The following is a 24,461-nucleotide window of genomic DNA, read 5'->3' on the forward strand; positions in this document are numbered from 1 at the left end:
TCAGCCTTGCGGCGGCGCCCCCGCGGGCGCATCGAGATAGACGAGCATCGTGCGTCCGGCCTCGAGCGGCTGCTCGGCACTGGTCGATTCGGAGAGGCCGTTCCAGCGGCGCAGGTCGTCGACCTGCACGCGGAACTGTTCGGACAGCGCCGCCAGCGAGTCACCCGGTTGCACCGGGTAGGAGACGGTCATCAGGCGGCTGATGCGCTCGCGCAGCGGCTGATCGGTGGCGAGGATGTCGGCATCGCGATCAGGCCTGGTGGTGGCCCCGGACGCACGCGCCACGGCCTTGCCGTCGACGGGCACCAGCACCTCCTGCCCGGCATCGAGCTCGTTGCCGGCCTGGCGGTTGACGGCGACCAGCGCCGTCGCGCTGGTGTCGAAGCGTTCGGCGAGGCTCTCCGGGGTGTCGTCGGCATGCATCCGATAGCTGACCCAGCGCGCCGAGCGGGTCGCGGGCACGCGGCCGAGCTTCTGCTGCAGCGCGCGTGCGTTGTCGCGCGGCAGCAGCAGGGCCAGCGGCTGGTCGAGCTGGCGCGTGCCCGGGGTCAGGCCGGCGTTGAGTTCGTAGAAACGCGCGCTCGACAGACCCGCCGCTGCCGCTGCGAACGACAGGTCGACCTGCGGGCCGATCTCCACGGAGGCCAGCTCCGTCACCTCGCCCTGCGACGCCAGTTTGACGCCGAACGCGTCCGGTTCGGCGATGATCTTCGATAAGGCGAGCAGGCGCGGCACGTATTCCTGCGTCACGCGTGGCAGTTCCAGATCCCAGAAAGCGGTGGATTTCCCCTGCCGGCGGTTGGCTTCGACCGCGCGCTGCACCGTGCGTGGCCCGGAATTGTAGGCGGCGAGGGTCAGCAGCCAGTCGCCTTCGAAGGTACGGTTGAGGGCCTGGAGGTAATCGAGAGCCGCCTCGGTGGAGGCCTTGACGTCCCGGCGGCCGTCGTAACCGGCGCTGCGCCGCAGGCCCAGATGATCCGCGGTGCCCGGCATGATCTGCCACAGCCCCGCCGCCTTGCCCGGCGATACCGCCTGCGGACGGTAGCCGCTTTCGAGCATCGGCAGCAGGGCGACTTCGGCCGGCATCCCGCGCGATTGCGCTTCGTCGAGGACGAGGTCGAGGAACGGTGCGGCGCGTTCGGATACGGCATCCACGTGCCGGGCCCGCAACTGGCCGAGCTGGCGCTCCACGTCGGGATGGGCGGTGTCGCTGAAGCTCAAACCGCTGCGCAGGCGTTGCCAGAGCGCGTCGAGATTGTGGCGGCCGTTGCCGTCGATCGGGGTGGCGCCGGTGTATCGTTCGGCGTCGAGGCTGGGCTGCGTCTGCGCGCAGCCGGAAATGAAACAAGCAACCGCTATAGCGGCCGCGAGGCGGGGTCGCGTCATCGGCATGGCCCTGGTAAGCGTGGTCGACAAGCGCGTCAGCCGCATCGGAGGGCTGGCTGAGGCCTTATGTTAATTTCTGTGGCGCGACTGTAACGGCACGCGTGCGCAGTGACAAGGCCGGATGCACCGGCGACACAGGGGTGGCGGAGTCGGATGCGTAGCGAATGTGGGCCCGAATTCACCGCTCTCGGCGGCCTCGATGCGTGGTATCGGCAAGCGTTCGGCGGCCGTTTCGAAGCGGCCGAACGCGAGGCGCTGGCACAGGTGTTGCCGACGCTGTTCGGCTACCATGCCGTCTGCATCGACGTCTGTCCGGCCGTGGACTGGCTCGCTGCCAGCAGCATCCGTCATCGCTGCCGGCTCGGTCTGACCCGGACCGAGGTGACCACGCTGGTGCTGGCACCCGATGCCTGGCCGTTGCGCTCGGATAGCCTCGATCTGGTGGTCCTGCCCCATGTCCTCGAAAGTGTCGCGGCACCCGAGACCGTGGTCGCCGAGCTCGAACGTGTCTTGATCGCCGAGGGCCACGCCGTGATCCTCGGCTTCAATCCCCTGTTCGACGGCGGATTGTGGCGTTTGCCAGGGGCCGCGGCCGGGACCTTGCCGGCAGGGGTGCGGCCGCTGGGGGTGGCGCTGGTGCGTGACTGGCTGCGTCGGCACGGCTTCGTCGTTGCGGTGCCGCGTTTCTACGGCCATTGGCCCTGGCGGGTCGAACACTGGCTCGGGCGCCACCCGCGTCTGGCGGCGGCCTGGCCGGCGCCGCTCGGTGCGTGCGGCTACCTGCTGCTGGCGAAGAAGCGGGTGTCCACGCTCACGCTGGTACGACCGCGCTGGCGCTCGCGTCGCCGCTTGATCCCTGTCGCCGTCGAAGGCCGCTTGTTGGAATCGAAGAGGGCTAAATGAGTACACGGTTCGATGCCACCGTCACCGACGGTGTGGCTACCGACACGCCCGTCGTCGTCTACACGGACGGTGCGTGCTCGGGTAACCCCGGCCCCGGTGGCTGGGCGGCGCTGCTGCGCTGGCGCGACCAGGAGCGCGAACTGACCGGCGCCGAGGCGCACACCACCAACAACATCATGGAGTTGCAGGCCGTGATCGCGGCGCTCGAAGCGTTGAAGCGGCCGAGCCGGATCAAGCTGCATACCGACAGCCGTTACGTGATGGACGGCATCACGCGCTGGATCCACGGCTGGAAGCGCAATGGCTGGAAGACCGCCGACCGCAAGCCGGTGAAGAACCTCGAACTCTGGCAGCGGCTCGATCGCGCGCGCGCACTCCATCACATCGAGTGGTGCTGGGTGCGCGGGCACAGCGGCGACCCCGACAACGAGCGGGTCGATGCGCTCGCCCGTGCCGCCGTCGTGCGGGTGCCTTGATCCCCTTCTCCGGAGCCGTCATGCGACAAATCGTCCTCGACACCGAAACCACCGGCCTCGAAGCCGCGCAGGGCCATCGCATCATCGAGATCGGCTGCGTCGAACTCGACAACCGGCGCCCCACCGGCCGCACCTTCCACCACTACCTCAACCCCGAGCGCGAAATCGATGCCGGTGCCGTGGAGGTGCACGGCATCACCAGCGCCTTCCTGGCCGACAAGCCGCGCTTCGCGGACGTGGTCGACGAACTGCTCGACTTCATCGGTGGCGCGGAACTCGTGATCCACAACGCGGCATTCGACGTCGGCTTCCTCGACTGCGAACTGGTGCGGGCCGGCGACCGCTATGGTCGCGTGAGTGATCACTGCACCGTGCTCGACACGCTCGTGCTCGCCCGCACGCGCCACCCGGGCGCGCGGAATTCCCTCGACGCCTTGTGCAAGCGCTACGGAGTCGACAACACCCGTCGCGAGTTCCATGGGGCCTTGCTCGATGCCCGCATCCTCGCCGACGTGTACCTGGCGATGACCGGTGGGCAAGTGGCGATGAGCCTCGACGTGGAGCCCGTCGTCGTCGATGAGCCCGAGCAGCATCCCGAAGAGCCGCTGGCCCCTCTCAGCACCGATCGCCCGCCCTTGCGCATCGTTCATGCGAGCGCTGCCGAACTCGCGGCCCAGCAGTCGTTGCTTGCGCTCATCGACAAGGCCTGCGGCGGCGGTGCGCTCGCCCGCCAGCTCGATGGAGCCGCGGCGTCGGGCTGATGCGGTGTTGGCCGTGGCCCTTCTGCCCGCAGGGTAGTCACGGTTTTTTACAGCGCCGGCCGACATGTGCGTCTCGGACGCTGGTGTAAGCTCACGCCGGTCCGATCGGGCCGTTGAGAGTGTCGGCGTGATCTGGGCGCGGGTGAGCGTGGTGCGCGGGGATGGTCCCCACGGCGCTGGTGCCTGGGATCCTTGGGGTATCGGGATGATTCGTCTGTTCAGACATTATGTGCCGCTTCCCTTGCTGATGCTGGCCTTGGTCGAAGCCTCGGTGTTCTTCTGGTCGATTCCGCTCGGTAAGTTTGCTCGCAGCTGGAGTGAGGGTTGGCTCTTTTCCGTCGACGGCTTGTTTGGCAAGGCTTTCGTGTTCATGTTGGTGATGGTGTCCATCATGACCGCGATGGGCTTGTACGAGCGCAATTTCTGGGATGGCAAGGCCGACATGATGCTCCGCGTGGCGGTCGGCTTCCTGCTTGGCCTGTTCACCATCACCCTCATTTATTACTTTTTTCCTGATCTCTACTTGGGGCGCGGCGAATTCGGCATCGCGTTCGCCGTGTCATTTCTTCTGGTGGCGCTGGCGCGCTACGGGTTCTTCCATCTTTCCGACTACGACATGCTGAAGCGTCGAGTATTGCTGCTGGGTTGCGGACGTCGTGCGCGCCAGATCGAGCAGCTCAGCAACGGCCGCGAAGGTAAGGGTTTCAAGATCATTGGTTTCGTACGCCTGAACGAGAGTGACGAGGTGGCTGTCGATGCCGATCGGTTGCTACCGGTGCGAGGGACGCTGCGCGATCTGGCGGAAGCGCAACAGATCGACGAGATCGTCGTCGCCATGGAGGATCGCCGCCGCGGCTTCCCGGTCGATCAGATCCTCGACTGCAAGATCAGCGGATTCGAAATAACCGATCTCTCCACCTTCTTCGAGCGGGAGACGGGGAAGATCCAGCTCGACTCCCTTCATCCCAGCGCCATGATCTTCTCCGACGGTTTTCATCAGGCGGCCTTGAAAACTGTCAGCAAGCGTCTGATCGACGTCGTATCGAGTCTGCTGCTGTTGGGGCTGACCTGGCCGATCATGCTGGTCGCGGCCCTGGCGATCTGGATCGAGTCCGGTCGTCGGGGCCCCATTTTTTACCGCCAGACGCGTGTCGGTCGTCATGACCGCGTATTCGAGGTCATCAAATTTCGCAGCATGCGCACCGATGCCGAGAAAGACGGTGTTGCCCAGTGGGCGCAGAAGAATGACAGTCGTGTCACCCGTGTCGGCGCATTCATTCGTAAGACGCGGATCGATGAGTTACCTCAGTTGTTCAATGTGCTGCGTGGTGAGATGAGTTTCGTCGGGCCGCGCCCGGAGCGGCCACAATTCGTCGCAGAGTTGTCGCAGAGCATTCCTTACTACTCGATGCGTCATCGCGTGAATCCCGGCATTACCGGCTGGGCACAGATCTGCTATCCATACGGTGCTTCCGAGGAGGATGCGCGGGAGAAACTGCAGTATGATTTGTATTATATCAAAAACTATAGTGTCTTCCTTGACTTGATGGTGCTTTTGCAGACGGCCCATGTGATTCTTTGGGGGAAGGGTGCTCGCTGATTCTAAAGGATCTGCATCGTGTTCGATTACAACGACAACGCAGTTCCTTTGATGGGTGTCCTCGGTTACGGCACCGGTGCGGTGCTGTATGCGGTATTCGGTTTGTGGCTCCTGACCACGGCGCGCTCCGCACCGAAACGCTGGCTATTGTTGGCCATATTCGTGATGAGTGCCTGGTCGACCACGGCGGCGATGCTGGCGTGGGGGGTATCCGTAACGGCGGCTTATGTCTTTCTCGAGATTTGCCGAAGTCTGTTTTGGCTGCTCGCCCTGATCAGGTTGCTGCGTCCGCTGATCTACACGCAGCGTCGCCACGGTGGCGTGCTCGGAATTGCGCGTCCCATGGCTTATCTGCTGAGTGCCGCACTCGTAGGTGTCCAGTTCGCGCCCGTCGTGCTGCGCGAGACTTTCGGGATTTTGTTCACCGCTGATCTGACGATTTTCGGCCACCTGGGACTGGCCGTCGGCGGACTCGTGCTGGTGGAGCAGTTATTTCGCAACACCCGGCCGGAGCATCGCTGGGGAACGAAGTTCTTCTATCTCGGCATCGGGGTGCTGTTCGCGTTCGATTTCTTCCTGTACGCCGATGCGTTGTTGTTCCGCCAACTGGATGCCCAGATGTGGGCGGCGCGTGGCTTCGTGGATGCGATGGCGGTGCCGTTGTTCGCCGTGGCGGCCCTGCGGAATCCCGATTGGTCACCCAATTTGTTCGTGTCACATCGCATGGCGTTGCACACGGCATCGGTACTGGGAGCCGGCGTGTACCTGCTGGTGATGGCCGGCGTGGCCTACTACATCCGGTTGTATGGTGGCACTTGGGGGACGGCGGTCCAACTCGTATTCATGGCCGGTGCCGTGATCCTGCTGGCGGCCATGGTGTTCTCGGGGCAACTGCGTGCCTATACCAAGGTTTTTCTGAGCAAGCATTTCTTTCATTACAAGTACGACTACCGCGAGGAGTGGTTGAAGTTCATTGGTACCCTCTCGACGAATGAACCCGGTGATGACTTGCGTGAGCGTGCGATTCGTGCGCTGGCGGAACTGGTTGACAGCACGGGGGGCGTTCTCTGGGCGCGTAACGAACGCGGCGATTTCGCATTGATCAGTTCCTGGCACATGTCCGCACCGACGATCCAGGTCGAGCACGCGGGTTCGCCTCTGCTGCGTTTCCTTGAGCGGCGCCAGTGGGTCGTCGAACTCGACGAGTACGCATCGGCGCCGGATGTCTACGCTGAGTTGCAGCTTCCCGGCTGGATCAACGATGTTCCACGGGCTTGGCTCATCGTGCCGCTGATGCAACTCGATCGCTTGCAGGGCTTGGCGCTCCTCGCTCGGCCCAGTGCCTCGCGATCGATCAATTGGGAGGATCGTGACCTGCTCAAGACGGCGGGACGCCAGGTGGCAAGTTACATCGCTTTGCTCGATACCACCGAGGCGCTGATGGATGCACGCCAGTTCGAGGCTTTCAATCGTCTATCGGCGTTCGTCGTGCATGACTTGAAGAACGTGGCTGCGCAACTTTCGCTGGTGGTCAAGAATGCCGAGCGACATCGACAGAACCCGGCATTCATCGACGACGCCATCAAGACCGTCGCCAATGCCACGGCACGCATGAACCGCATGTTGGCTCAGTTGGCGAACAAGGGCTCGACATTGCCTGCCGAGCAACGGGTATTCCCGGTGGCCGAGGCGCTCAAGGAGGTCATGGAGATCAGTGCGGGGCGTGTGCCGGTGCCTGTGCTGAGCGCTCGGGTAGGCGAATCGAGCGTGTTCGCCAACCGCGACAAGTTCGTCGCGGTATTGTGCCATCTGGTGCGTAATGCGCAGGAGGCGACACCGGCCGATGGAGTGGTGGAGGTTAACGCACATGTCGAAGCAGGCACGCTGATGGTCGAAATCCGCGACACTGGCTGCGGTATGGATGAACGCTTCATCCGCGAGTCGCTGTTCAAGCCGTTCCAGACGACCAAGGGCAATGCAGGCATGGGGGTCGGGGTATATGAAACTCGCGAGTTCGTGCATGCGCTCGGGGGGGAGATCATGGTGGAGAGCGCGGTGGGTGTCGGTACCACGTTTTCCATTCGCGTGCCGCTCCACCGGGTGGCAAGTATCGAGGTTGCGGCAGAGGAGGCCTTGTTGTGCGGGAATTGAACCGTAGCTTGTTGGTGGTCGAGGATGATCCGGGTTTGCAGAGCCAGTTGCGCTGGTGCTTCGAAGACTACGAAGTCTTGCTGGCCGACAGTCGCGAGACTGCACTCGCGCAACTGCGTCGATTCGAGCCACCGATCGTGACGCTCGATCTAGGGTTGCCACCGGATCCGGCGAATGCGTCCGAGGGGCTGGCCGTCCTGCAAGAGATACTCGCGCTCGCGCCCCAGACAAAGATCATCGTGGTGACGGGCAATGACGATCGCAACAATGCGCTCAAGGCCATCGCCCTCGGCGCCTACGACTTCTATCAGAAACCCGTCGATGCCGACGTGCTGAAGTTGATTGTCGATCGGGCATACGCGCTGCACCAACTGGAGCGGGAAAACCGGTTGCTCGAAGCACGTTCCCGCAGTTCGCCCCTCGGTGGGATCATCGCGGGCAGTCCGCAGATGCTGAAGATCTGTTCGACGGTGGAAAAGATCGCGCCGACCGATGTAACCACCCTGCTGCTGGGTGAAAGCGGCACCGGAAAGGAATTGCTCGCGCGTGCGCTGCATGACTTCAGCAGTCGCGCGAGCAAGCGCTTTGTAGCCATCAACTGTGCGGCAATCCCTGAAACCCTGCTGGAAAGCGAATTGTTCGGTTATGAGAAGGGGGCTTTCACGGGAGCTGCGAAACAGACCAAGGGGAAGATCGAGTACGCGGATGGCGGTACGTTCTTCCTCGATGAGGTCGGCGATCTGCCCATGTCGTTGCAGGCCAAGCTGCTGCGCTTCCTGCAGGAGCGCGTGATCGAACGCGTCGGCGGGCGCGAGGAGATTCCGGTCGATGTACGGGTGGTGTGCGCGACCCATCGTGACCTCACCGCGTTGATCAAGGCCGGTACCTTCCGCGAGGACCTCTATTACCGTGTTGCGGAGATCACCATCAACATTCCGCCCCTGCGCGAACGCGATGGTGATGTCGTGGTGCTGGCGCGCGCTTTCCTTGAGCAGTTCAGCCAGAAGCTCGGCAAGAGTTTCAAGGGGTTCAGCAAGGATGCGCTGCTGGCGCTCGATACCTACCCGTGGCCTGGCAATGTGCGCGAACTCGAGAACAAGCTCAAGCGGGCGGTGATCATGGCCGAAGGCAACCAGATCAGTGCCGCCGACCTCGAACTCGAGGCGATCGAGGAGCATGCCATGCCCCTCAATCTGCGCCGCGTGCGGGAACAGGCCGAACGCCAGGCACTGACGCGGGCGATCGCTTACGCCGACAGCAATCTGTCGCACGCCGCCGATGTTCTGGGCATTACCCGCCCCACGCTGTACGCGCTGCTCAACAAGTACCACATGAAGACTTGACGATCCCTCGCCCGTGCGTGACCGCCATCCCAAGGACCTCAGAGGACATTCATGGTGAAGATTCCTGCCGCTAACCGCCGCCCGTTCGCTCCGGGCGCTTTGGCGCTCGCACTGATGCTGGCGAACCCGGTCGCGAATGCCGGCCCCGCCGCCGATCCCTACATCGAACGCGCTCAGCAATTCCTGCAGAAGGGCGATGTCAACGCGGGCGTGATCGAACTGAAGAACGCGCTGCAGAAGGAGCCCGAGAACACGCGCGCGCGTTTGTTGCTCGGACAGAGCTACATCCTGACCGGCGACGGGGTTGCGGCGGAGAAGGAGTTGACACGTGCCCGCGAGCTCGGGGCGGCGCGGACCGATTGGGTGGTACCGCTGGCGAAGTCGCTGTTGCTGCAGGGACAGACCGATCGCTTGCTGAAGGAAGTGAAGCTCGAAGCCGATGACCCTCCGGCGGTGCGTTCCGGCTTGCTGGCATTGCAGGGGCTCGCCGAGCTCGGCGCCAATCGGATCGATAGCGCCAGCACCAAACTCAATGAAGCCTTGAGCCTGCAGGCCGACAACGTCGAGGCGCTGCTCGGTCTGGTGCGCATCCTCGGGATGCAGCAGCACTACCCGGAGGCCGAGCAGCGCGTCGAGCAGGTGCTCGCGAAGATGCCCGACAACGCCGAGGCGCTGCTGATGAAAGCCGAGCTGGCACGGCTGCAGAAGCGCCTACCCGATGCGATTGCCGGCTTCACGCAAATCATCGATCGCCGCCCACGGGATCTGCGTGCCCTGCTCGGCAGGGCCGAGGCGGAGCTCGAGGCGGGCGAATTCGACAAGGCGCTCGCGGACGCCAACGCGGTGCGCAATATCCGCTCCGATCTGCCGCAGGCGAACTTCGTGCGCGCACGTGCCTTGTTGCAGAAAAAGGATTTCACCGGTGCCCGGGATGCCTTGCAGGATGTGCTGCGTTTCGCCCCCGACCATGCGCCGTCGCAACTGCTGCTGGGCGTTCTCGATTACACGAATGGCAATCTGCAACAGGCGCAGAGCCATCTGAGCCGCTTCGTCGCGGCACAGCCGGGAAATCTGGCGGGTCGCAAATACCTGGCCGCCGTCGAGATGAAGCTCAAGAACCCGCAGCGGGCGATCGATGCGCTCGAAGGGGGGCTCGCCAAAGCCGGGGACGATGCGCAGTACCTGGCACTGCTCGGCAGTGCCTATCTGCAAGCCGGTGAGAGCCGTAAAGGTGGCGAGTACCTGCAGAAGGCGGTCGAGATTTCGCCGGAGACCTCGGCGATCCGCGCCCAGCTGGCGCTGTCGCACCTGGCCAGCGGTGACACCGAGAAGGCCGTCGCTGAACTGGAAAGCGTGACCGAGTCCGCGCAGAGCCCGATGCAGGCCGACGTGATGCTGGTCCTCACGCTGTTGCAGACGAAGGAATTCGACAAGGCGGCGAAGGCGGCGAGCGCCCTCGCCGACAAGCTCGGCAAGGATCCGATGCCGTACAACCTGCTGGGGGTGGCGCTGCTCGGCAAGGGGGATATGGCCGGCGCCCGTGCCGCGTTCGAGAAGGCGCTCGAAATCGAGCCGAAGTTCACGGTGGCGGACCTGAACATCGCGCAGATCGAACTGCGTGCCGGCAATCGTGATGCGGCCGAGGCGCGTTACAAGGCCATCCTCACCAAGGACGCCGCCAACGCCAATGCCCTGCTGGGCCTTGCCGCGCTGGCCGAGGCCGCCGGCAAGCCCGAGGACGCCCAGCGCTGGCTGGAACAGGCCTGGGAGAAGAATCCCAACAACGTGCAGGTCGGGGGAACGCTCGCCCAGCGCTACCTGAATCGTGGTGAGCGCACCAAGGCCATCGGCATCGCCCGCCTGCTGGAAACCAGCCAGCCCGACAACCCGCTGGTGATGCGGCTGCTCGGCACCGCGCTGCTCGCCAACGACGAGACGGCCAATGCGCTGGTGTATTTCCGCAAGCTGAGCGATCAGCAGCCGAAGTCGGCCGAGGCCTGGACGCTGCTCGCGGGGGCCGAGTTCCGGGCCAAGGACGGCAAGGCCGCCGAGCGCGCGCTCGCCAATGCCCTCGCGAACGATCCCAAGTACGCGCCGGCGCTGGTCGCCCAGATCGAGTACCTGATCCGCGAGAAGCGCACCGATGAAGCCCGGCGCGTCGTCGAGACCATCAAGACGGCCTTCCCCGAGTCCAGCCTAGGGCTCAAGTACGAGGGCGACCTGGCGAACCAGCTGGGTGACCAGGCGGGAGCGCTCAAGGCCTACGCCGCCGCCTATGCGAAGGCGCCGAACGCCATGGTGGTGCAGCAGCTGGCTGTCGCGAAGGCGCGTGCCAACGACGCCGCCGGCGCCATCGCCCTGCTGCAGGAATGGCTTGCCAAGGAGCCGAAGGATCTCGCCGCCCGCCAGTTGCTCGCCTTGCAGTTGCAGGCACAGGGCAAGTCCGACGAAGCCATCAAGGAGTACGCCGCGGTCGTCGATGCCAGTCCCCGCAACGTCCTGGCGATCAACAACCTCGCCTGGCTCTACAACGAAGCCAAGGATCCGCGCGCGGTGGGGCTCGCCGAACGCGCCCACGAACTGAACCCCGACAGCCCCGAGATCGCCGATACCCTGGGTTGGGTGCTGGTCAGCAACGGGCAGGTCGAGCGCGGCATCAACGTGCTGCAGCAGGCGGCGGTGCAGGCGCCGCACCTGCCCGACATCCGCTACCACCTTGCCGCGGCCTTCGCCAAGGCCGGTAAAAAGGCGGAGGCGCGGCGCGAACTCGAGAAACTGCTCGCCGACGAGCGCCCCTTCGAGACGCGCGCGGCCGCCAAGGCGTTGCTCGATTCGCTGTAATGACGGGAGGGGCGGCCCATCCGGTTGAGAGGTGACCGGATGGGCGGTGGCGATCGATGCCGCGCGGCGTGCCGGGCTAGAGCAGGTCGCGAAGCCGGAACCAGAGCATCGCCAGTACCAGTTGCGGCATGCGCAGCCAGCGCCCGCCCGGGAAATCGCGGTGGCGCAGACGCTGGAACACGTCGAGGCGTTCCGCCGAGCCCGCGATGGCCTCGCCCAGCACGCGTCCGGCGAGGTTGGCCAGCGCCATGCCGTGGCCGGAAAAGCCCTGCGCAAAGTAGACGTTGTCGCGGTCGAGGCGACCGAAGTGCGGTGCGCGATTGACCGTGATGTCGACCATGCCGCCCCAGACGTAGTCGAAGCGCACATCGCCCAACTCGGGAAAGACCCGGCGCATGCGCCGGTGCAGCCCCGCCGCGAGGTCGGGCGGTGGCAGCCCCGAGTAGCTCACGCGGCCGCCGAACAGCAGGCGGTGGTCGGATGAGGGGCGGAAGTAGTCGAGCACGAAGTTGGCGTCGGCCACCGCGGCATGGCCCGGAAGCAGGCCGCGCAGGCGTGTTTCTCCCAGCACTTCGGTGGCGGCGATGTAGGTGCCCACCGGCATGATCTTGTTGCGCAGCGCCGGCACCAGTTCACCGAGGTAGGCGTTGCCGGCGAGCACCAGGTGCTCGCAGCGCACGCTGCCGTGTGCCGTGCAGGCGCGTGGCAGCGTGCCGTGCTCGAGCGCGGTGACGCGCGAGCCCTCGAAGACGCGCACCCCCGCAGACAGCGCGGCCCGGGCCAGTCCCAGCGTGTAATCGAGGGGGTGCAGGTGTCCGGCGAAGGTGTCGAGTACGCCGCCGCGGTAGCGTGCGGAGCGCACGACGTCGCCGAGCGCGTCGCCCTGCAGCCAGCGCAGGTGCGGATACCCATAGACCTCGGCGAGCTCGCCCATCCACGCCTGCAGTTCCGCCACGTGCCGCGCCTTGATGGCGGCGGTCAGGTGGCCGCTGCGCCAGTCGCAGGCGATCGCATGGCGCGCGATCCGTTCCCGCACCAGGCTGACCGCCTCCAGCGACATCGCCCACAGGTGGCGGGCATCGTCGCGCCCCAGGGCGCGCTCCAGCTTCGCCATCTCGCAGGCGAAGCCGGCGAGGATCTGGCCGCCGCTGCGTCCCGACGCGCCCCAGCCGACGCGCTCGGCTTCGAGGACCACCACGGTGTAGCCACGCGCGGCCAGTTCGAGGGCGGCCGACAGCCCGGTGATGCCGGCGCCGACCACGCAGACGTCTGCCGCGAGGGTGTCGTCGAGGGGCGGCAGCGCCGCCAGCGGGGTGGCCGTTGCGGCGTAATACGAAGCGACGTGCGGGCTAGGGTTCATGCCAGGGTTCCGGGCGTGCAGGATGGAGCGACGGACAAGCTTGTAATGTGATTCCAAAACATCCCGGTCCGGCATGCCGCCGCGTGTCTCGCCGCGCGCGGGTATTCGGCCTGATACGTCTGTTTTTCAATCGACTGCGTGCATGATCGCGCCACATGGCATACTGTTTCGTCGATGCTGGTCGGTCAGGGTGTGCTTGAAAAGTGATCACAATATCATTATGGTGACGCCGAGCCGTTTCGACGGGGCGGCCAAGGTGGAGGGGCGCATGGGTTCGATCAAGACCTGGTTCAAGGACAACAAGATCTCGGAGGTGGAGGCGATCGTGCCCGACCTGTCGGGGGTCGCGCGCGGCAAGATCCTGCCGGCCGAAAAGTATTACCAGGAGAAGGGCATGCGCCTGCCGGAGGGCATCTTCCTGCAGACCATCACCGGCGACTATCCCGACGAATATTACGAGACGATCGTGCAGGCCGACGGCGACATCCTGCTGCGCCCCGACCTCGACACCATCTGCCTGGTGCCCTGGGCCACCGAACCGACCGCACAGATCATCCACGACGCCTTCTATCACGATGGCCGCATGGTCGACCTCGCGCCGCGCTACGTGCTGCAGCGGGTGCTGAAGCTCTACGAGGAAAAGGGCTGGAAGCCGGTGGTGGCGCCGGAACTGGAATTCTTCCTGGTCAAGCAGAACCACGATGCCGACTATCCGCTGGAGCCACCGATCGGCCGCTCGGGGCGTCCCGAGACCGGCCGGCAGTCCTACAGCATCGATGCCGTCAACGAGTTCGAGCCGCTGTTCGAGGACGTCTACAACTACTGCGAGGCGCAGGCACTCGGCATCGATACCCTCATCCACGAGGCCGGCGCCGCCCAGCTCGAGATCAACCTCCTGCACGGCGACGCGCTCTCGCTCGCCGACCAGGCCTTCCGCTTCAAGCGCACGATGCGCGAGGCGGCGCTGCGCCACAACATCTACGCCACCTTCATGGCCAAGCCGATGCAGGGGCAGCCGGGCAGCGCGATGCACATCCACCAGAGCCTGGTGGACGCGCGCAGCGGCCAGAACGTGTTCAGCGACGAGAAGGGCGACCCGGCGCCGCTCTTCTATAACCACATCGCCGGCCTGCAGAAGTATTTCCCCGCCGCGATGGCGCTGGTCGCGCCGAACGTCAATTCCTACCGCCGCATCAACCGCTACGACGTCGCGCCGGTCAACGTCGCCTGGGGCTACGACAACCGCACCGCGGCCTTCCGCGTGCCGATGGCGAGCCCGGCCTCGCGGCGCGTCGAGAACCGCGTGCCCGGCGCCGATGCCAACCCGTATCTGGCGCTCGCCGCGTCGCTCGCCTGCGGCTACCTCGGCATGGTCGAGGGGCTCGAACCCACCCAACCCTGCGAAGGCAGCGCGCACGAGGCGCCCACGGCGCTGCCGCTCAGCCTGCTCGAGGCCCTGCGCCTGATGCTCGCCTGCGAACCCCTGAAGCAGGTGCTCGGCAAGCGCTTCGTCACCAGCTACGCCGCGGTGAAGGAGGCCGAGTACGCCGCGTTCTGGCACGTGATCAGCTCCTGGGAGCGTGAGCACCTGCTGCTGAACGTCTGAAGGCTGCCCCTGCCGCCCCGCCGTCCCTGCCTCCGCCGCCGAGAGTTCCGACATGTCCGCCATCAAGCTGCCCCCACCCGACCTGCCCACCGCCGAGCGCGCGCAGGACGATACGCTTCAGGAGTGGGTGTACAAGCAGTTGCGCCACGCGATCATGACCGGCCACTTCGTGCCCGGACACAGCGTGACCATCCGCGGCGTGGCCGAAATGCTCGGCGTCAGCCTGATGCCGGTGCGCGAGGCCCTGCGGCGCCTGGTGGCCGAGCGGGCGCTCGAACTGCTCGCCAACCGCCGCGTGACGGTGCCGCGGATGACCCCGGCCAAGCTCGACGAACTCTGCGCGGCGCGCATCGCGCTCGAGACCCTCGCCGCGATCAGGGCGCTGCCGGCGATCGACGCCGAGCGCCTCGCCGAACTGCGGCGCATCGATGCCGAGGTCGATGTCGCGCTCGCCGCCGGCGACGTGCCCACGTACCTGGAGAAGAACCAGGAATTCCACCTCACGCTGTACCGCGCCGGCGATTCGCAGGTGCTGATCCCGCTGATCGAGAGCCTGTGGCTGCAGTTCGGCCCGTTCATGCGCATGGTGCTGGGGCGCATCGGCGCCTCCTACGTGCTCGACCGCCACGCCGAGGCGCTCGCCGCCATCGAACGCAAGGATGCGCTGGCGGTGCGCCTCGCGATCGAGGGGGACATCCGCGACGGCATGGGCTCGATCGGCCAGGAGGAGCTGCTCAACAGCCTGCAGGCCGTGGGGACGGAGCGCCCGCGGCTGGCGCGGCGCAGCGCGGCGGCGAACGCCGCCGAGCCGCAGGGTTCGTGACGGCCCACGTCGCGTCGCCGGGTGGCGACGTCCGCGAGGCCCACCGATCAGGCGCTTGGCGCAGGCCGCCCGGCGGTGTCGGGCTGCAGCGACGGGGTGGTTCGCCAGCGGCACCGGTTTTTTTATTCAATATTTTGTTTTTAAAGTATTTTTTATGAATGGCACGACAACTGTATAAGGGCTGGGTGCCAGGTCATCGGACCTGCAAGCCAAACCACCTGCAACTGTCGAGGTCGATGCCATGAACACCAAACCGCTGAACCTGTCCGTGCTGTTCGCCGCTGCGCTGATGCTGGCCGCCGGGGGGGCGTCCGCCGCCGATGCGCCGGCGAAGGCCGACGTCGCCGCGCCCGCTGCGACGCACGCCCCGACGGCGGCCAAGCCGGACGAAGCGCCGAAGCACCCCAAGGCCGATGCGGCCGCGAGCGGCAGCGCCAAGCCGGAGACCGCGCCCGCGACGGCGGCGAGTTTCGACAGCCTCGACCGTAACCACGACGGCGCGCTGAGTGCCGACGAAGCGGTCGAACTCAAGGGGGCCGAGTTCGCCAGGCGCGATACCAACAAGGACGGCAAGCTGAGCCGGGAGGAGTTCACGGCGGCCCTGCCGGCGCTGAAGGCACCGGTCGACACCCCGAAGAAGTCCTGAGCATCGCCTGAGGGCACGCGGGCCCGGTACCGGTCGACGGTGCCGGGCCCGCCCGCGTTTGCGCGCGGGCGCCGCCCCGCGATGGCCGACGCTGTGCCGTGCACGTGAGCGCGGCGGTGGCGATGAGCCTGCGTCATCGCGAGAATCTGATCGCAGCGATGGTGCACGGGAGGAAGCGTGTCGATGCGGATCCTGCTGGTTGAAGACGACCCCCTGCTCGGCGAGGGGCTCAAGGACGGTTTCACCGATGCCGGCTACACCGCGGAGTGGCTGGGCGACGGCGAGGCGGCGCGCGCGGCCTTCGCCGGCGGCGAGCACTTCGACCTGCTGGTGCTCGACCTCGGCCTGCCGCGCCTCGACGGCATCACGCTGCTGCAGACGCTGCGCCGCAACGGTGAGCGCCTGCCGGTGCTGATCCTCACCGCGCGCGACGCGCCCGACGAGCGCGTGCGCGGCCTCGATGCCGGCGCCGACGACTACCTGGTCAAGCCCTTCGTGCTCGACGAACTGCTGGCGCGCGTCCGCGCGCTGCTGCGCCGCGCGCAGGGGCGGGTCGAGAACGTGCTGCGCTGGCGCGACCTCGAGCTCGACCCGGTCGGGCACACGGTCACGCGCGCCGGTGCGCCGCTCGAACTGACCGCGATGGAATTCCGCGTGCTGCACCTGCTGCTGGCGGCACAGCCGCAGGTGCTGTCGCGCGCGCAGTTCGAGGAGCGCCTGTACGGCTGGGACGGGGAGGCCGAGAGCAACACCCTCGAGGTCTACCTGTCGCGGCTGCGGCGCAAGCTCGGCCCGACGGCGATCGAGAACATCCGCGGCCTCGGCTGGCGGCTCGCGCCGTGACGCGCGTGCACGCCTGGCCGGCGGCGCTGCGCGGCTCGCTGCTGCTGCGCCTGCTCGCGCTGGTCGGCGCCGGCGTGCTGCTCGCGTGGCTGCTGGCGGTGGCGACGAGCGCGTGGCAGGCGCGCCACGAGCTCGACGAACTGCTCGACCGCCAGCTCAGCGAGCTCGTCTGCCGCGCGCTGCCGCTGTTCGATGGCGCGCAGGCCGGCAGCAGCCGCTGTGACGACGACGAACACCACGACGCCGTCGCGCTGTCGCTGTACGACCTCGACGGCCGCCTGCTGGCGAGCACGCGCCAGCCGCCGCTGCCGTTCCAGCCGGCGGGAAGCGCGGCGCCCGAGCACGTCAGCCTCGACGGCGAGGCGTGGGAGATCCGCGTCGCGCAGAACGCGCACCGGCAGCTCGTCGCCGGCCAGCCGCGCGACACCCAGAACTACGTCGCCGCCGAGATCGTCGACGTCATGCACCGGCCGCTGCTCGCTGCGATCGCCGTGCTGCTGCCGCTGGCCGGCTGGGGGTTGTGGCGCGGACTCGCGCCGCTGCGCCGGCTCGCTGCCGAGCTGCGCACGCGCAGCCCCGAGCGGCTGGATCCGCTGCGGCTCGACGATCTGCCGAGCGAGCTCGCACCGGCGCAGCTCACGCTGAACCGCCTGTTCGCGCAGCTGAGCGCGACGCTCGAACGCGAACGCCGCTTCACCGCTGACGCCGCCCACGAACTGCGCACGCCGCTGGCCGCGCTGAAGCTGCAGATCGAGCTGCTGCGCGGCAGCCCGCGCGCCGACGTGCGCGAGCGCGCCACGGCGCGCGCCCTCGCCGGACTCGCCCGCGCCGAGCGCCTGGTCGGGCAGTTGCTCGAACTCGCGCGCCTCGATCGCATGGCGGCGGGGGCGGGGGTGTGCCAGCCGCTCGATGCGCTGGTGCACGCGGCGCTGGCCGAGGCGGCGCTCGTCGCAGCGCCGGCGGTCGAGGCGGCCGGGGCCGAGGTCTGCCGCGCGCAACCCGCGCTGCTCGGCGTGCTGCTGCGCAACCTGGTCGACAACGCGCACCGCTACGGCGCGACGAGCGTGACGGTGCGGGTGGCCGGGCGGTGCCTCGCGGTCGAGGACGATGGCCCCGGCGCGCCGCCCGAGGTGCTCGCGCGGCTCGGCGAGCGCTTCTACCGGCCCGCCGGCCAGGCCGCGCCGGGTGCCGGGCTGGGGCTGTCGATCGTGCGCCGCATCGCCGAGCTGCACGGCGCGACGCTCGCGCTGGCGAACCGGCCCGAAGGCGGGCTGCGCGTCGAGGTGGTTTTCCCGCCGCCCGCGGCGGTGGACGCTCAGACGGTGCGCAGGTAGGAGTCGTACTCCAGCGGCGTCACCTGGGTGCCGAAGGTCGCCAGCTCCTGCCACTTGCAGGCGGCGTAGAGGCGCCGGTAGGCATCGCCGAAGTACTGCGCGACGAAGTCCGACTCCTCGAAGTCGATCAGCGCGTCGGCGAGGTTGTCGTGCAGCGTCGGCGCATGCTGCTCATGGGCGTTGCCGATCGTCGGGGCGTCGGGCTCGAGCTGGTTGACGATGCCGTGGTAGGCGCCGGCGAGCAGTGCGGCGAGCGCGAGGTAGGGGTTGGCGTCGGCCCCCGACAGGCGGTGCTCGATGCGCATCGCGTGGCGCTCGCCGGAGGGGATGCGCAGGCTGGTGCTGCGGTTGTCGTAGCCCCACGACGGGTTGGAGGGGGCATGGCTGCCGCTCTGGAAGCGCCGGTACGAGTTGATGTTGGGGGCGAACAGCGGCATCGCCTCGCCCATCGTCGCGGCGAGCCCGGCGACCGCGTGGCGCAGCAGCGCCGAGCCCTGCGCGCTGCCGTCGTCGAACACGTTGTGGTCGTGCTCGTCGATCAGGCTGAAATGCACGTGCATGCCGTTGCCGGCGAGGTCGCCGTAGGGCTTGGCCATGAAGGTCGCGTTGATGCCCTGCGCCTGTGCCACGCCCTTGATCACGCGCTTCAGCAGCATCGCGTGGTCGGCCGCGGCCACCGGGTCGGCGACGTGGCGCAGGTTGATCTCGTACTGGTTCGGCGCCTGCTCGGCGACCGTGGTGTCGACCGGCAGGTCCTGCAGCGTCGCGGCGCGCGAGATGCCGTCGAAGAAGTCCTCGAACTCGTGCAGTTCGTCGATGCCGTAGACCTGCGTGGTGAACTGGCGCCGGCCGGTCATCGGCGACAGCGGCGGCTGCGGGCGGCCGTCGGCGCCGGGCTCGCGGTCGAGCAGGTAGAACTCCAGCTCGATCGCGGTGACCGGGGTCAGGCCCATCGCCCGGTAGAGGTCCACCATGCGGCCGAGGATGTGGCGCGGGTCGCCGAAGAAGGGCTGGCCGTCGGGCTCGTACATCGACATCAGCAGCTGCGCGGTGCGCCGCTTGAGCCAGGGCACCTCCTTCAGCGAGCCGGCCACCGGCAGGCACAGCGCGTCGCGGTCCCCGGTCTCGAACACCAGCCCGCTGTCGAGCACGTCATTGCCCCAGATGTCGAGCGCGAACATCGAGCTCGGCAGGCGGATGCCGCCGTCGGCGACCTTGGCGAGCGCGTTGCGCGGCACCCACTTGCCGCGGGGCACGCCGTTGGTGTCGGGGATCAGCAGTTCGAACACCTCGATGTCGGGGTGTCGGCTGAGGAAGGCGTGCGCCTCGTCGCGCATCGCCGCGGCATCGCGGCTCGGCATGTCCGTCTCTCCTGCACCTGCCGCCGGCCCGGCCGCTGCGCGGCCGGCGGGCGTTTCGGCTCAACGTGATCACATCATCGCTTCGATGGTGGTCACGCCGGGAGGCGGGTGTCAAATCGCCGGCAACGCCGCCGCTCAGCGGGCGACGGCGTTGCGCTGCGCCCGGCGCACGCGCGCCGCGTCGCCGAAGGCCGCGAACAGCGCCCGCGACAGCGCATCGGCCTCGAAACGCCACTCCGGATGCCACTGCACGCCGACCGCGAAACCCGTCGCGCCTGCCACGCGCACGGCCTCGACGAGGCCGTCGGGCGCGACCGCCTCCACCGCGAGGCCGGGCGCGAGGCGTTCGATGCCCTGCCCGTGCAGCGAGTTGACGGTCCATTCGGCGGCGCCGCCGGCGAGTCCGGCGAGCAGCCCGCCGGGGCTCAGGCGTACCGGATGCACCGGCGCATACTGTTCGGTGCGCGGCGCGGCCTTGTCCTCGCGGTGGTCGAGCAGGCCGGGCTGCTCGTGCACGTGCTGGTGCAGGCTGCCGCCGAGGGCGACGTTGAGCTCCTGGTAGCCGCGGCACACGCACAGCAGTGGCACGCCGAGGCGCAGCGCGGCGCGGATCAGTTCGAGGCTCGCGGCGTCGCGGCTCGGGTCGTGCAGCGTGCCCGGGCGGCTCGGCGCGCCGCCGTAGCGGTGGGGCTCGACGTTCGACGGGCTGCCCGGCAGGAACAGGCCGTCGAGCTGGCCGAGCAGTTCGTCGATGTCCACCACCTCGGCGAGCGCGCGCAACTCGGCGCCCTCGCCGAACCCCGGGATCAGCAGCGGGGTCGCGCCGGCGCCGTGCGCGACGGCATTGATGTATTTCTCTCCGGCGCCGTGGAAGCTCGCGGCGCCGATGGTGAGGACGTCGGCCTGGATGCCGATCAGGGGGCGGGAAAGCGACATCGCTGCAATTTCTCGTCTCATCGGGATGGTTAATGTGATCACTTATTGTGGGTGCTCGTCAAGACGCAGGCCCGCGCTGCGGAGCCGCCAAGGGCTCGGCTGCAACGCCGGGTTTACTGGCATCGTGCCGCATTGAGCGGCATCGTGCCCGGCGCCTCTGGCGCTTTCGGTTCCCGATGACGATTGACACCGCAACGCGATTTGTGATCACATCGTCGCCACGATTTGTGATCACACCGAACGACGCGGCAAACGCCGCGCCCCGGCCGCTGCGAGGAGGATGGACGATGGCCCTACCGAATACACACGCCGAGTGGCTCGCCCGTGCGGCGCGACTCGACATCCGCCGCCAGGCGCTGATCGACGGCCGTTTCGTCGATGCCGCCAGTGGCCGGACCTTCGCCACGATCAACCCGGCCAGCGGCCAGGTGCTCGCGCAGGTCGCCGAGTGCGACGCGGTCGACGTCGACCGCGCCGTGGCCGCCGCCCGTGCCGCCTTCGAGGATCGCCGCTGGGCCGGCCAGCCGCCGGCCGCGCGCAAGCGCGTGCTGTTGCGCTGGGCCGAGCTGATCCTCGCCCACACCGAGGAGCTGGCGCTGCTCGAATCGCTCGACATGGGCAAGCCCATCGCCGACAGCACGCGCATCGACGTGCCGGCCACGGCGCGCTCGGTGGCGTGGTTCGCCGAGGCGATCGACAAGGTCTACGGCGAGATCGCGCCGACCGCCGCCAACGCGCTGGCGCTGATCACCCGCGAGCCGGTGGGCGTGGTGGCGGCGGTGGTGCCGTGGAACTTCCCGATGCTGATGGCCTCGTGGAAGCTCGCCCCGGCGCTCGCCGCCGGCAACTCGGTGGTGCTGAAGCCGGCCGAGCAGTCGCCGCTGACCGCGATCCGCCTTGGCGAGCTCGCGCTCGAGGCCGGGCTGCCGCCCGGCGTGCTCAACGTGGTGCCCGGCTTCGGCCCCGCCGCGGGCAAGGCGCTGGGGCTGCACATGGACGTCGACTGCCTCGCCTTCACCGGCTCGACCGAGGTCGGCAAGCTGTTCATGCAGTACGCCGGGCAGTCGAACCTCAAGCACATCGGGCTGGAGTGCGGCGGCAAGACGCCGCACATCATCCTCGCCGACTGCCCCGACGTGGATGCCGCCGCCACCGCCGCGGCCTGGGGCATCTACTTCAACCAGGGCGAGATGTGCACCGCGGGTTCGCGGCTGCTGGTCGAGGCGCCGATCCGTGACCGCGTGCTGGCGAAGATCGCCGAGGTCGCCGCCGGCATCCGCGTCGGCGACCCGCTCGACCCGGCGACCCAGCTCGGTGCGCTGGTCGAGGAGAAGCACATGGCGCGCGTGCTCGACTACATCCGCATCGGCCGGGAGGAGGGCGCCGAACTTGCCTTCGGCGGCCGGCGCGTGCATGCCGCGAGCGGTGGCTACTTCGTCGAGCCGACGATGTTCACCGGCGTCGACAACCGCATGCGCATCGCGCAGGAGGAAATCTTCGGCCCGGTGCTGTCGGTGATCACCGTGGACGGCGTCGAGGAGGCGCTGCGCGTCGCCAACGACAGCCCCTTCGGCCTGGGCTCCGCGGTGTGGACGCGCGACATCGACAAGGCCCACCGCGTCGCCCGCGGCCTGCGTGCCGGCATCGTCTACGTCAACTGCTTCGACGCCGACGACATCACCACCCCCTTCGGCGGCTACAAGATGAGCGGCGTGGGACGCGACAAATCCCTGCACGCCTTCGACAAATACACCGAGATCAAGACCACCTGGATCCGCCTCGGCTGATCCGGCAGGGAGAACGACCATGAGCATTCCCGCCCGCACCCGCCAGGAATGGCAGGCGCTCGACGCGCAGCACAACCTGCACCCGTTCACGACCTTCAAGGAGATCGTCGACAAGGGCTCGCGCATCATCAACCGTGCCGACGGCGTCTACATCTACGACGTCGACGGCAACCGCATCCTCGACGGCATGTCGGGGCTGTGGTGCGTGAACATCGGCTACGGCCGCGAGGAGCTGGTGCAGGCCGCGGCGCGGCAGATGCGCGAGCTGCCGTTCTACAACCAGTTCTTCCAGTGCTCGCACCCGCCGGCGATCGAGCTGGCGCGCCAGCTCACCGAGATCACCCAGCCGCACATCAACCACGTGTTCTTCACCGGCTCGGGCTCGGAGTCGAACGACACCGTGCTGCGCATGGTGTGGCGCTACTGGAGCGTGCTCGGCCAGCCCGAGCGGCGCATCGTCATCTCGCGCAAGAACGGCTACCACGGCTCGACGCTCGGCGGTGCGAGCCTCGGCGGCTTCGGCGTGGTGCACGAGCAGTTCTTCGGGCCGATCCCGAACATCGTGCACATCGGCCAGCCGTACTGGTACGGCGAGGGCGCCGACCAGGATCCGGCGGCCTTCGGCCTGGCGCGCGCGCGCGAGCTGGAGGCGAAGATCCTCGAACTCGGCCCCGACAAGGTCGCGGCCTTCATCGGCGAGCCGGTGCAGGGGGCCGGCGGGGTGATCGTCCCGCCCGAGACCTACTGGCCCGAGATCCAGCGCATCTGCGACAAGTACGGCATCCTGCTGATCACCGACGAGGTGATCTGCGGCTTCGGCCGGCTCGGCAGCTGGTTCGGCGCCGACCACTACGGCGTCAAGCCCGACCTGATGCCGATCGCCAAGGGGCTGACCTCGGGCTACATCCCGCTCGGCGGCGTGCTGGTCGGTGATCGCGTCGCCGGGGTGCTGAAGCGCGACGACGACGAGTTCTTCCACGGCTTCACCTATTCGGGCCATCCGGTGGCCTGCGCGGTGGCGGCGGAGAACCTGCGCATCCTGCGCGAGGAGAAGATCGTCGAGCACGTGCGCGACACCGCCGCGCCGTACTTCGCCGAGCGCATGAGCGAACTCGCCGAACACCCGCTGGTGGGCGAGGTACGCACGCGCGGGCTGATGGGGGCGATCGAGCTGGTCAGGAACAAGGCCACGCGCGAACGCTTCCCGGCGGAGGCGAACGCGGCGATGACCTGCCGCGAGCACTGCTTCCGCAACGGGCTGGTGATGCGCGCGGTGGCGCAGAGCATGATCGTGGCACCGCCGCTGGTGATCACGCGCGCCGAGATCGACGAGCTCGTCGACAAGGCACGCCGCTGCCTCGACCTCACCGCGCGTGACCTCGGCGTGCACTGATCGCGCGCACCGCGACCCGCGACCCGCGCCTCGGCGCGGGTTCGCGTTTCAGCGCCCGGCCGACGGCGGCTGCGGGTTCTCCGCCCACAGCAGCGTCGCGCCGATCACCCCGGCCGGCATCGCCAGGAAGTTGAGCCCCGGCACCAGCGTCAGCAGCAGCACGCCGGCACCGAAGCCGAACACCAGGCGCCGGTTGCCGGCGTGGCGGCGGCGCTGCTCGGCGAAGCCGAGGCCGTGGTTGCCCATCGGGTAATCGAGGTACTGCAGCGCGAGCATCCAGGCGCTGAAGGCGAGCCAGACGAACGGGAACGCCGCGTTGAGCCCGGGGATGAACAGCAGCACCAGCAGCGGCAGCGCGCAGGCGACGAAGTACACCAGCGCGCGCACCGCCCCGCCGATCGCCGCACTGGCCTCGCCGAGCAGCGAGCGCCCCGCCGGCCGCACCCGCCCCGGGTGCAGCAGATCCTCGACGCGCTCGGCGAGCAGGCTGTTGAACGGCGCCCCGAGCAGGTTCGCCAGCACCGAGAAGCCGTAGAACAGCACCAGCGCGGCGGCCACCACCAGCACCGGCACGATCAGCCAGTGCAGCCAGTGCAGCCAGTCCGGCAGCGCGGCGATCTGGCGGTCGATCCAGTCCGCCAGTGCCGAGCTGCCCCACCACAGCCCGCCGCCGAACAGCAGCAGGTTGATCGCGAGCGGGATCAGCACGAAACCCCGCAGCCGCGGATGCGCGACGAGCGTGAGCCCGCGCAGGGCGTAGCCCGCGCCGCGCACGAAAGGACCCACCATCTTCGATACCTCCTGGAACTTGCCGTTGAGCGCGGCACCGGGCGGCGCCGCGCGTGGAACCGCGCACTCTACCGCAGCCGTGCGCGGGCGACGGGTGCTTGTACGGACGGATAAGAATCATT

General features: G+C 67.8%; 19 protein-coding genes. 14 read left to right on the forward strand and 5 right to left on the reverse strand.

Translation table 11 applies throughout. The features are described 5' to 3' along the window. Positions 1 to 1,386, reverse strand: a complete 1,386-nt coding sequence (locus EV699_RS01985; RefSeq protein WP_165903990.1) for a transglycosylase SLT domain-containing protein — start codon at positions 1,384 to 1,386, stop codon at positions 1 to 3. 153 nt (positions 1,387 to 1,539) lie between these two features. On the opposite strand from EV699_RS01985, the gene EV699_RS01990 reads away from it, so the two are divergent. The 7 genes from EV699_RS01990 (at position 1,540) to prsT (ending at position 11,461) form a co-directional block, all read left to right on the forward strand. Next, a complete protein-coding gene (locus EV699_RS01990; RefSeq protein WP_132538417.1) occupies positions 1,540 to 2,289 on the forward strand; it encodes a methyltransferase domain-containing protein in 750 nt (249 codons plus the stop codon). Further along, positions 2,286 to 2,765 (forward strand): ribonuclease HI, encoded by a 480-nt coding sequence (gene rnhA, locus EV699_RS01995; protein WP_132538419.1) that lies wholly within the window; start codon positions 2,286 to 2,288, stop codon positions 2,763 to 2,765. Before EV699_RS01990 ends, rnhA begins: the two co-directional genes overlap by 4 nt. A 20-nt stretch (positions 2,766 to 2,785) precedes the next feature. Beyond that, positions 2,786 to 3,526 carry a DNA polymerase III subunit epsilon gene (gene dnaQ, locus EV699_RS02000; RefSeq protein ID WP_132538421.1) on the forward strand — a complete coding sequence of 247 codons (741 nt, stop codon included), beginning with the start codon at positions 2,786 to 2,788 and terminating at the stop codon, positions 3,524 to 3,526. Between the two features lie 127 nt (positions 3,527 to 3,653). Further along, positions 3,654 to 5,126, forward strand: coding sequence for a TIGR03013 family XrtA/PEP-CTERM system glycosyltransferase (locus EV699_RS02005; protein WP_243662523.1), 1,473 nt, complete (start codon positions 3,654 to 3,656; stop codon positions 5,124 to 5,126). Between the two features lie 18 nt (positions 5,127 to 5,144). Continuing rightward, complete coding sequence (gene prsK / locus EV699_RS02010; RefSeq protein WP_243662524.1) at positions 5,145 to 7,277, forward strand: XrtA/PEP-CTERM system histidine kinase PrsK; 2,133 nt, start codon at positions 5,145 to 5,147, stop codon at positions 7,275 to 7,277. Continuing rightward, positions 7,265 to 8,620: a PEP-CTERM-box response regulator transcription factor gene (gene prsR, locus EV699_RS02015; protein WP_132538423.1), complete on the forward strand. Its 1,356-nt coding sequence runs from the start codon at positions 7,265 to 7,267 to the stop codon at positions 8,618 to 8,620. Before prsK ends, prsR begins: the two co-directional genes overlap by 13 nt. A gap of 51 nt (positions 8,621 to 8,671) precedes the next feature. Next, positions 8,672 to 11,461: an XrtA/PEP-CTERM system TPR-repeat protein PrsT gene (gene prsT, locus EV699_RS02020; RefSeq protein ID WP_132538425.1), complete on the forward strand. Its 2,790-nt coding sequence runs from the start codon at positions 8,672 to 8,674 to the stop codon at positions 11,459 to 11,461. Between the two features lie 76 nt (positions 11,462 to 11,537). Here the strand turns inward: prsT and EV699_RS02025 are convergent, their stop codons facing one another. After that, positions 11,538 to 12,821, reverse strand: coding sequence for an NAD(P)/FAD-dependent oxidoreductase (locus tag EV699_RS02025; protein ID WP_132538427.1), 1,284 nt, complete (start codon positions 12,819 to 12,821; stop codon positions 11,538 to 11,540). Positions 12,822 to 13,089: 268 nt separating this feature from the next. Between EV699_RS02025 and EV699_RS02030 the strand changes: the two genes are divergently transcribed. The 5 genes from EV699_RS02030 (at position 13,090) to EV699_RS02050 (ending at position 18,073) form a co-directional block, all read left to right on the forward strand. Beyond that, on the forward strand, positions 13,090 to 14,427 hold the full coding sequence (locus EV699_RS02030; RefSeq protein WP_132538429.1) for a glutamine synthetase family protein: 1,338 nt from the start codon (positions 13,090 to 13,092) through the stop codon (positions 14,425 to 14,427). A 52-nt stretch (positions 14,428 to 14,479) separates the two neighbouring features. Further along, a complete protein-coding gene (locus EV699_RS02035) occupies positions 14,480 to 15,250 on the forward strand; it encodes a GntR family transcriptional regulator (protein WP_132538431.1) in 771 nt (256 codons plus the stop codon). 241 nt (positions 15,251 to 15,491) lie between these two features. Beyond that, entirely contained in the window at positions 15,492 to 15,896 is a 405-nt protein-coding gene (locus tag EV699_RS02040; RefSeq protein WP_132538433.1) for an EF-hand domain-containing protein, read from the forward strand. A gap of 183 nt (positions 15,897 to 16,079) precedes the next feature. After that, on the forward strand, positions 16,080 to 16,739 hold the full coding sequence (locus EV699_RS02045) for a response regulator (RefSeq protein ID WP_132538435.1): 660 nt from the start codon (positions 16,080 to 16,082) through the stop codon (positions 16,737 to 16,739). Next, on the forward strand, positions 16,736 to 18,073 hold the full coding sequence (locus tag EV699_RS02050) for an ATP-binding protein (protein WP_132538437.1): 1,338 nt from the start codon (positions 16,736 to 16,738) through the stop codon (positions 18,071 to 18,073). Before EV699_RS02045 ends, EV699_RS02050 begins: the two co-directional genes overlap by 4 nt. Here EV699_RS02050 and EV699_RS02055 read toward each other — a convergent pair. Together EV699_RS02055 and EV699_RS02060 are read right to left on the reverse strand one after the other, a co-directional pair. Further along, positions 18,055 to 19,434, reverse strand: a complete 1,380-nt coding sequence (locus tag EV699_RS02055) for a glutamine synthetase family protein (RefSeq protein WP_132538439.1) — start codon at positions 19,432 to 19,434, stop codon at positions 18,055 to 18,057. The genes EV699_RS02050 and EV699_RS02055 overlap by 19 nt on opposite strands. A 135-nt stretch (positions 19,435 to 19,569) precedes the next feature. Further along, on the reverse strand, positions 19,570 to 20,370 hold the full coding sequence (locus EV699_RS02060; protein WP_132538441.1) for a gamma-glutamyl-gamma-aminobutyrate hydrolase family protein: 801 nt from the start codon (positions 20,368 to 20,370) through the stop codon (positions 19,570 to 19,572). Between the two features lie 287 nt (positions 20,371 to 20,657). On the opposite strand from EV699_RS02060, the gene EV699_RS02065 reads away from it, so the two are divergent. Both EV699_RS02065 and EV699_RS02070 read left to right on the forward strand, forming a co-directional pair. Next, the gene (locus EV699_RS02065) at positions 20,658 to 22,157 is read left to right on the forward strand and encodes an aldehyde dehydrogenase (RefSeq protein ID WP_132538443.1); all 1,500 of its coding nucleotides are present in this window, start codon (positions 20,658 to 20,660) and stop codon (positions 22,155 to 22,157) included. 19 nt (positions 22,158 to 22,176) lie between these two features. Then, on the forward strand, positions 22,177 to 23,550 hold the full coding sequence (locus EV699_RS02070) for an aspartate aminotransferase family protein (RefSeq protein ID WP_132538445.1): 1,374 nt from the start codon (positions 22,177 to 22,179) through the stop codon (positions 23,548 to 23,550). 48 nt (positions 23,551 to 23,598) lie between these two features. Here the strand turns inward: EV699_RS02070 and cysZ are convergent, their stop codons facing one another. Next, the gene (gene cysZ, locus EV699_RS02075; protein WP_132538447.1) at positions 23,599 to 24,339 is read right to left on the reverse strand and encodes a sulfate transporter CysZ; all 741 of its coding nucleotides are present in this window, start codon (positions 24,337 to 24,339) and stop codon (positions 23,599 to 23,601) included. Between the last annotated feature and the right edge of the window lie 122 nt (positions 24,340 to 24,461).

The sequence above is a fragment of the Plasticicumulans lactativorans genome (assembly GCF_004341245.1).
In the GTDB taxonomy this organism is placed as follows: domain Bacteria; phylum Pseudomonadota; class Gammaproteobacteria; order Competibacterales; family Competibacteraceae; genus Plasticicumulans_A; species Plasticicumulans_A lactativorans.

Excerpts from the sequence above, each read along its gene's own strand:
- EV699_RS02070 (WP_132538445.1), top strand. The coding sequence starts at position 22,177 with ATGAGCATTCCCGCCCGCACCCGCCAGGAATGGCAGGCGCTCGACGCG.
- EV699_RS02060 (WP_132538441.1), bottom strand. The coding sequence starts at position 20,370 with ATGTCGCTTTCCCGCCCCCTGATCGGCATCCAGGCCGACGTCCTCACC.
- EV699_RS01985 (WP_165903990.1), bottom strand. The coding sequence starts at position 1,386 with ATGACGCGACCCCGCCTCGCGGCCGCTATAGCGGTTGCTTGTTTCATT.
- EV699_RS02025 (WP_132538427.1), bottom strand. The coding sequence starts at position 12,821 with ATGAACCCTAGCCCGCACGTCGCTTCGTATTACGCCGCAACGGCCACC.
- EV699_RS02065 (WP_132538443.1), top strand. The coding sequence starts at position 20,658 with ATGGCCCTACCGAATACACACGCCGAGTGGCTCGCCCGTGCGGCGCGA.
- rnhA (WP_132538419.1), top strand. The coding sequence starts at position 2,286 with ATGAGTACACGGTTCGATGCCACCGTCACCGACGGTGTGGCTACCGAC.
- EV699_RS02030 (WP_132538429.1), top strand. The coding sequence starts at position 13,090 with ATGGGTTCGATCAAGACCTGGTTCAAGGACAACAAGATCTCGGAGGTG.
- EV699_RS02040 (WP_132538433.1), top strand. The coding sequence starts at position 15,492 with ATGAACACCAAACCGCTGAACCTGTCCGTGCTGTTCGCCGCTGCGCTG.
- dnaQ (WP_132538421.1), top strand. The coding sequence starts at position 2,786 with ATGCGACAAATCGTCCTCGACACCGAAACCACCGGCCTCGAAGCCGCG.
- prsT (WP_132538425.1), top strand. The coding sequence starts at position 8,672 with ATGGTGAAGATTCCTGCCGCTAACCGCCGCCCGTTCGCTCCGGGCGCT.
- EV699_RS02055 (WP_132538439.1), bottom strand. The coding sequence starts at position 19,434 with ATGCCGAGCCGCGATGCCGCGGCGATGCGCGACGAGGCGCACGCCTTC.
- EV699_RS01990 (WP_132538417.1), top strand. The coding sequence starts at position 1,540 with ATGCGTAGCGAATGTGGGCCCGAATTCACCGCTCTCGGCGGCCTCGAT.
- cysZ (WP_132538447.1), bottom strand. The coding sequence starts at position 24,339 with ATGGTGGGTCCTTTCGTGCGCGGCGCGGGCTACGCCCTGCGCGGGCTC.
- EV699_RS02035 (WP_132538431.1), top strand. The coding sequence starts at position 14,480 with ATGTCCGCCATCAAGCTGCCCCCACCCGACCTGCCCACCGCCGAGCGC.
- EV699_RS02045 (WP_132538435.1), top strand. The coding sequence starts at position 16,080 with ATGCGGATCCTGCTGGTTGAAGACGACCCCCTGCTCGGCGAGGGGCTC.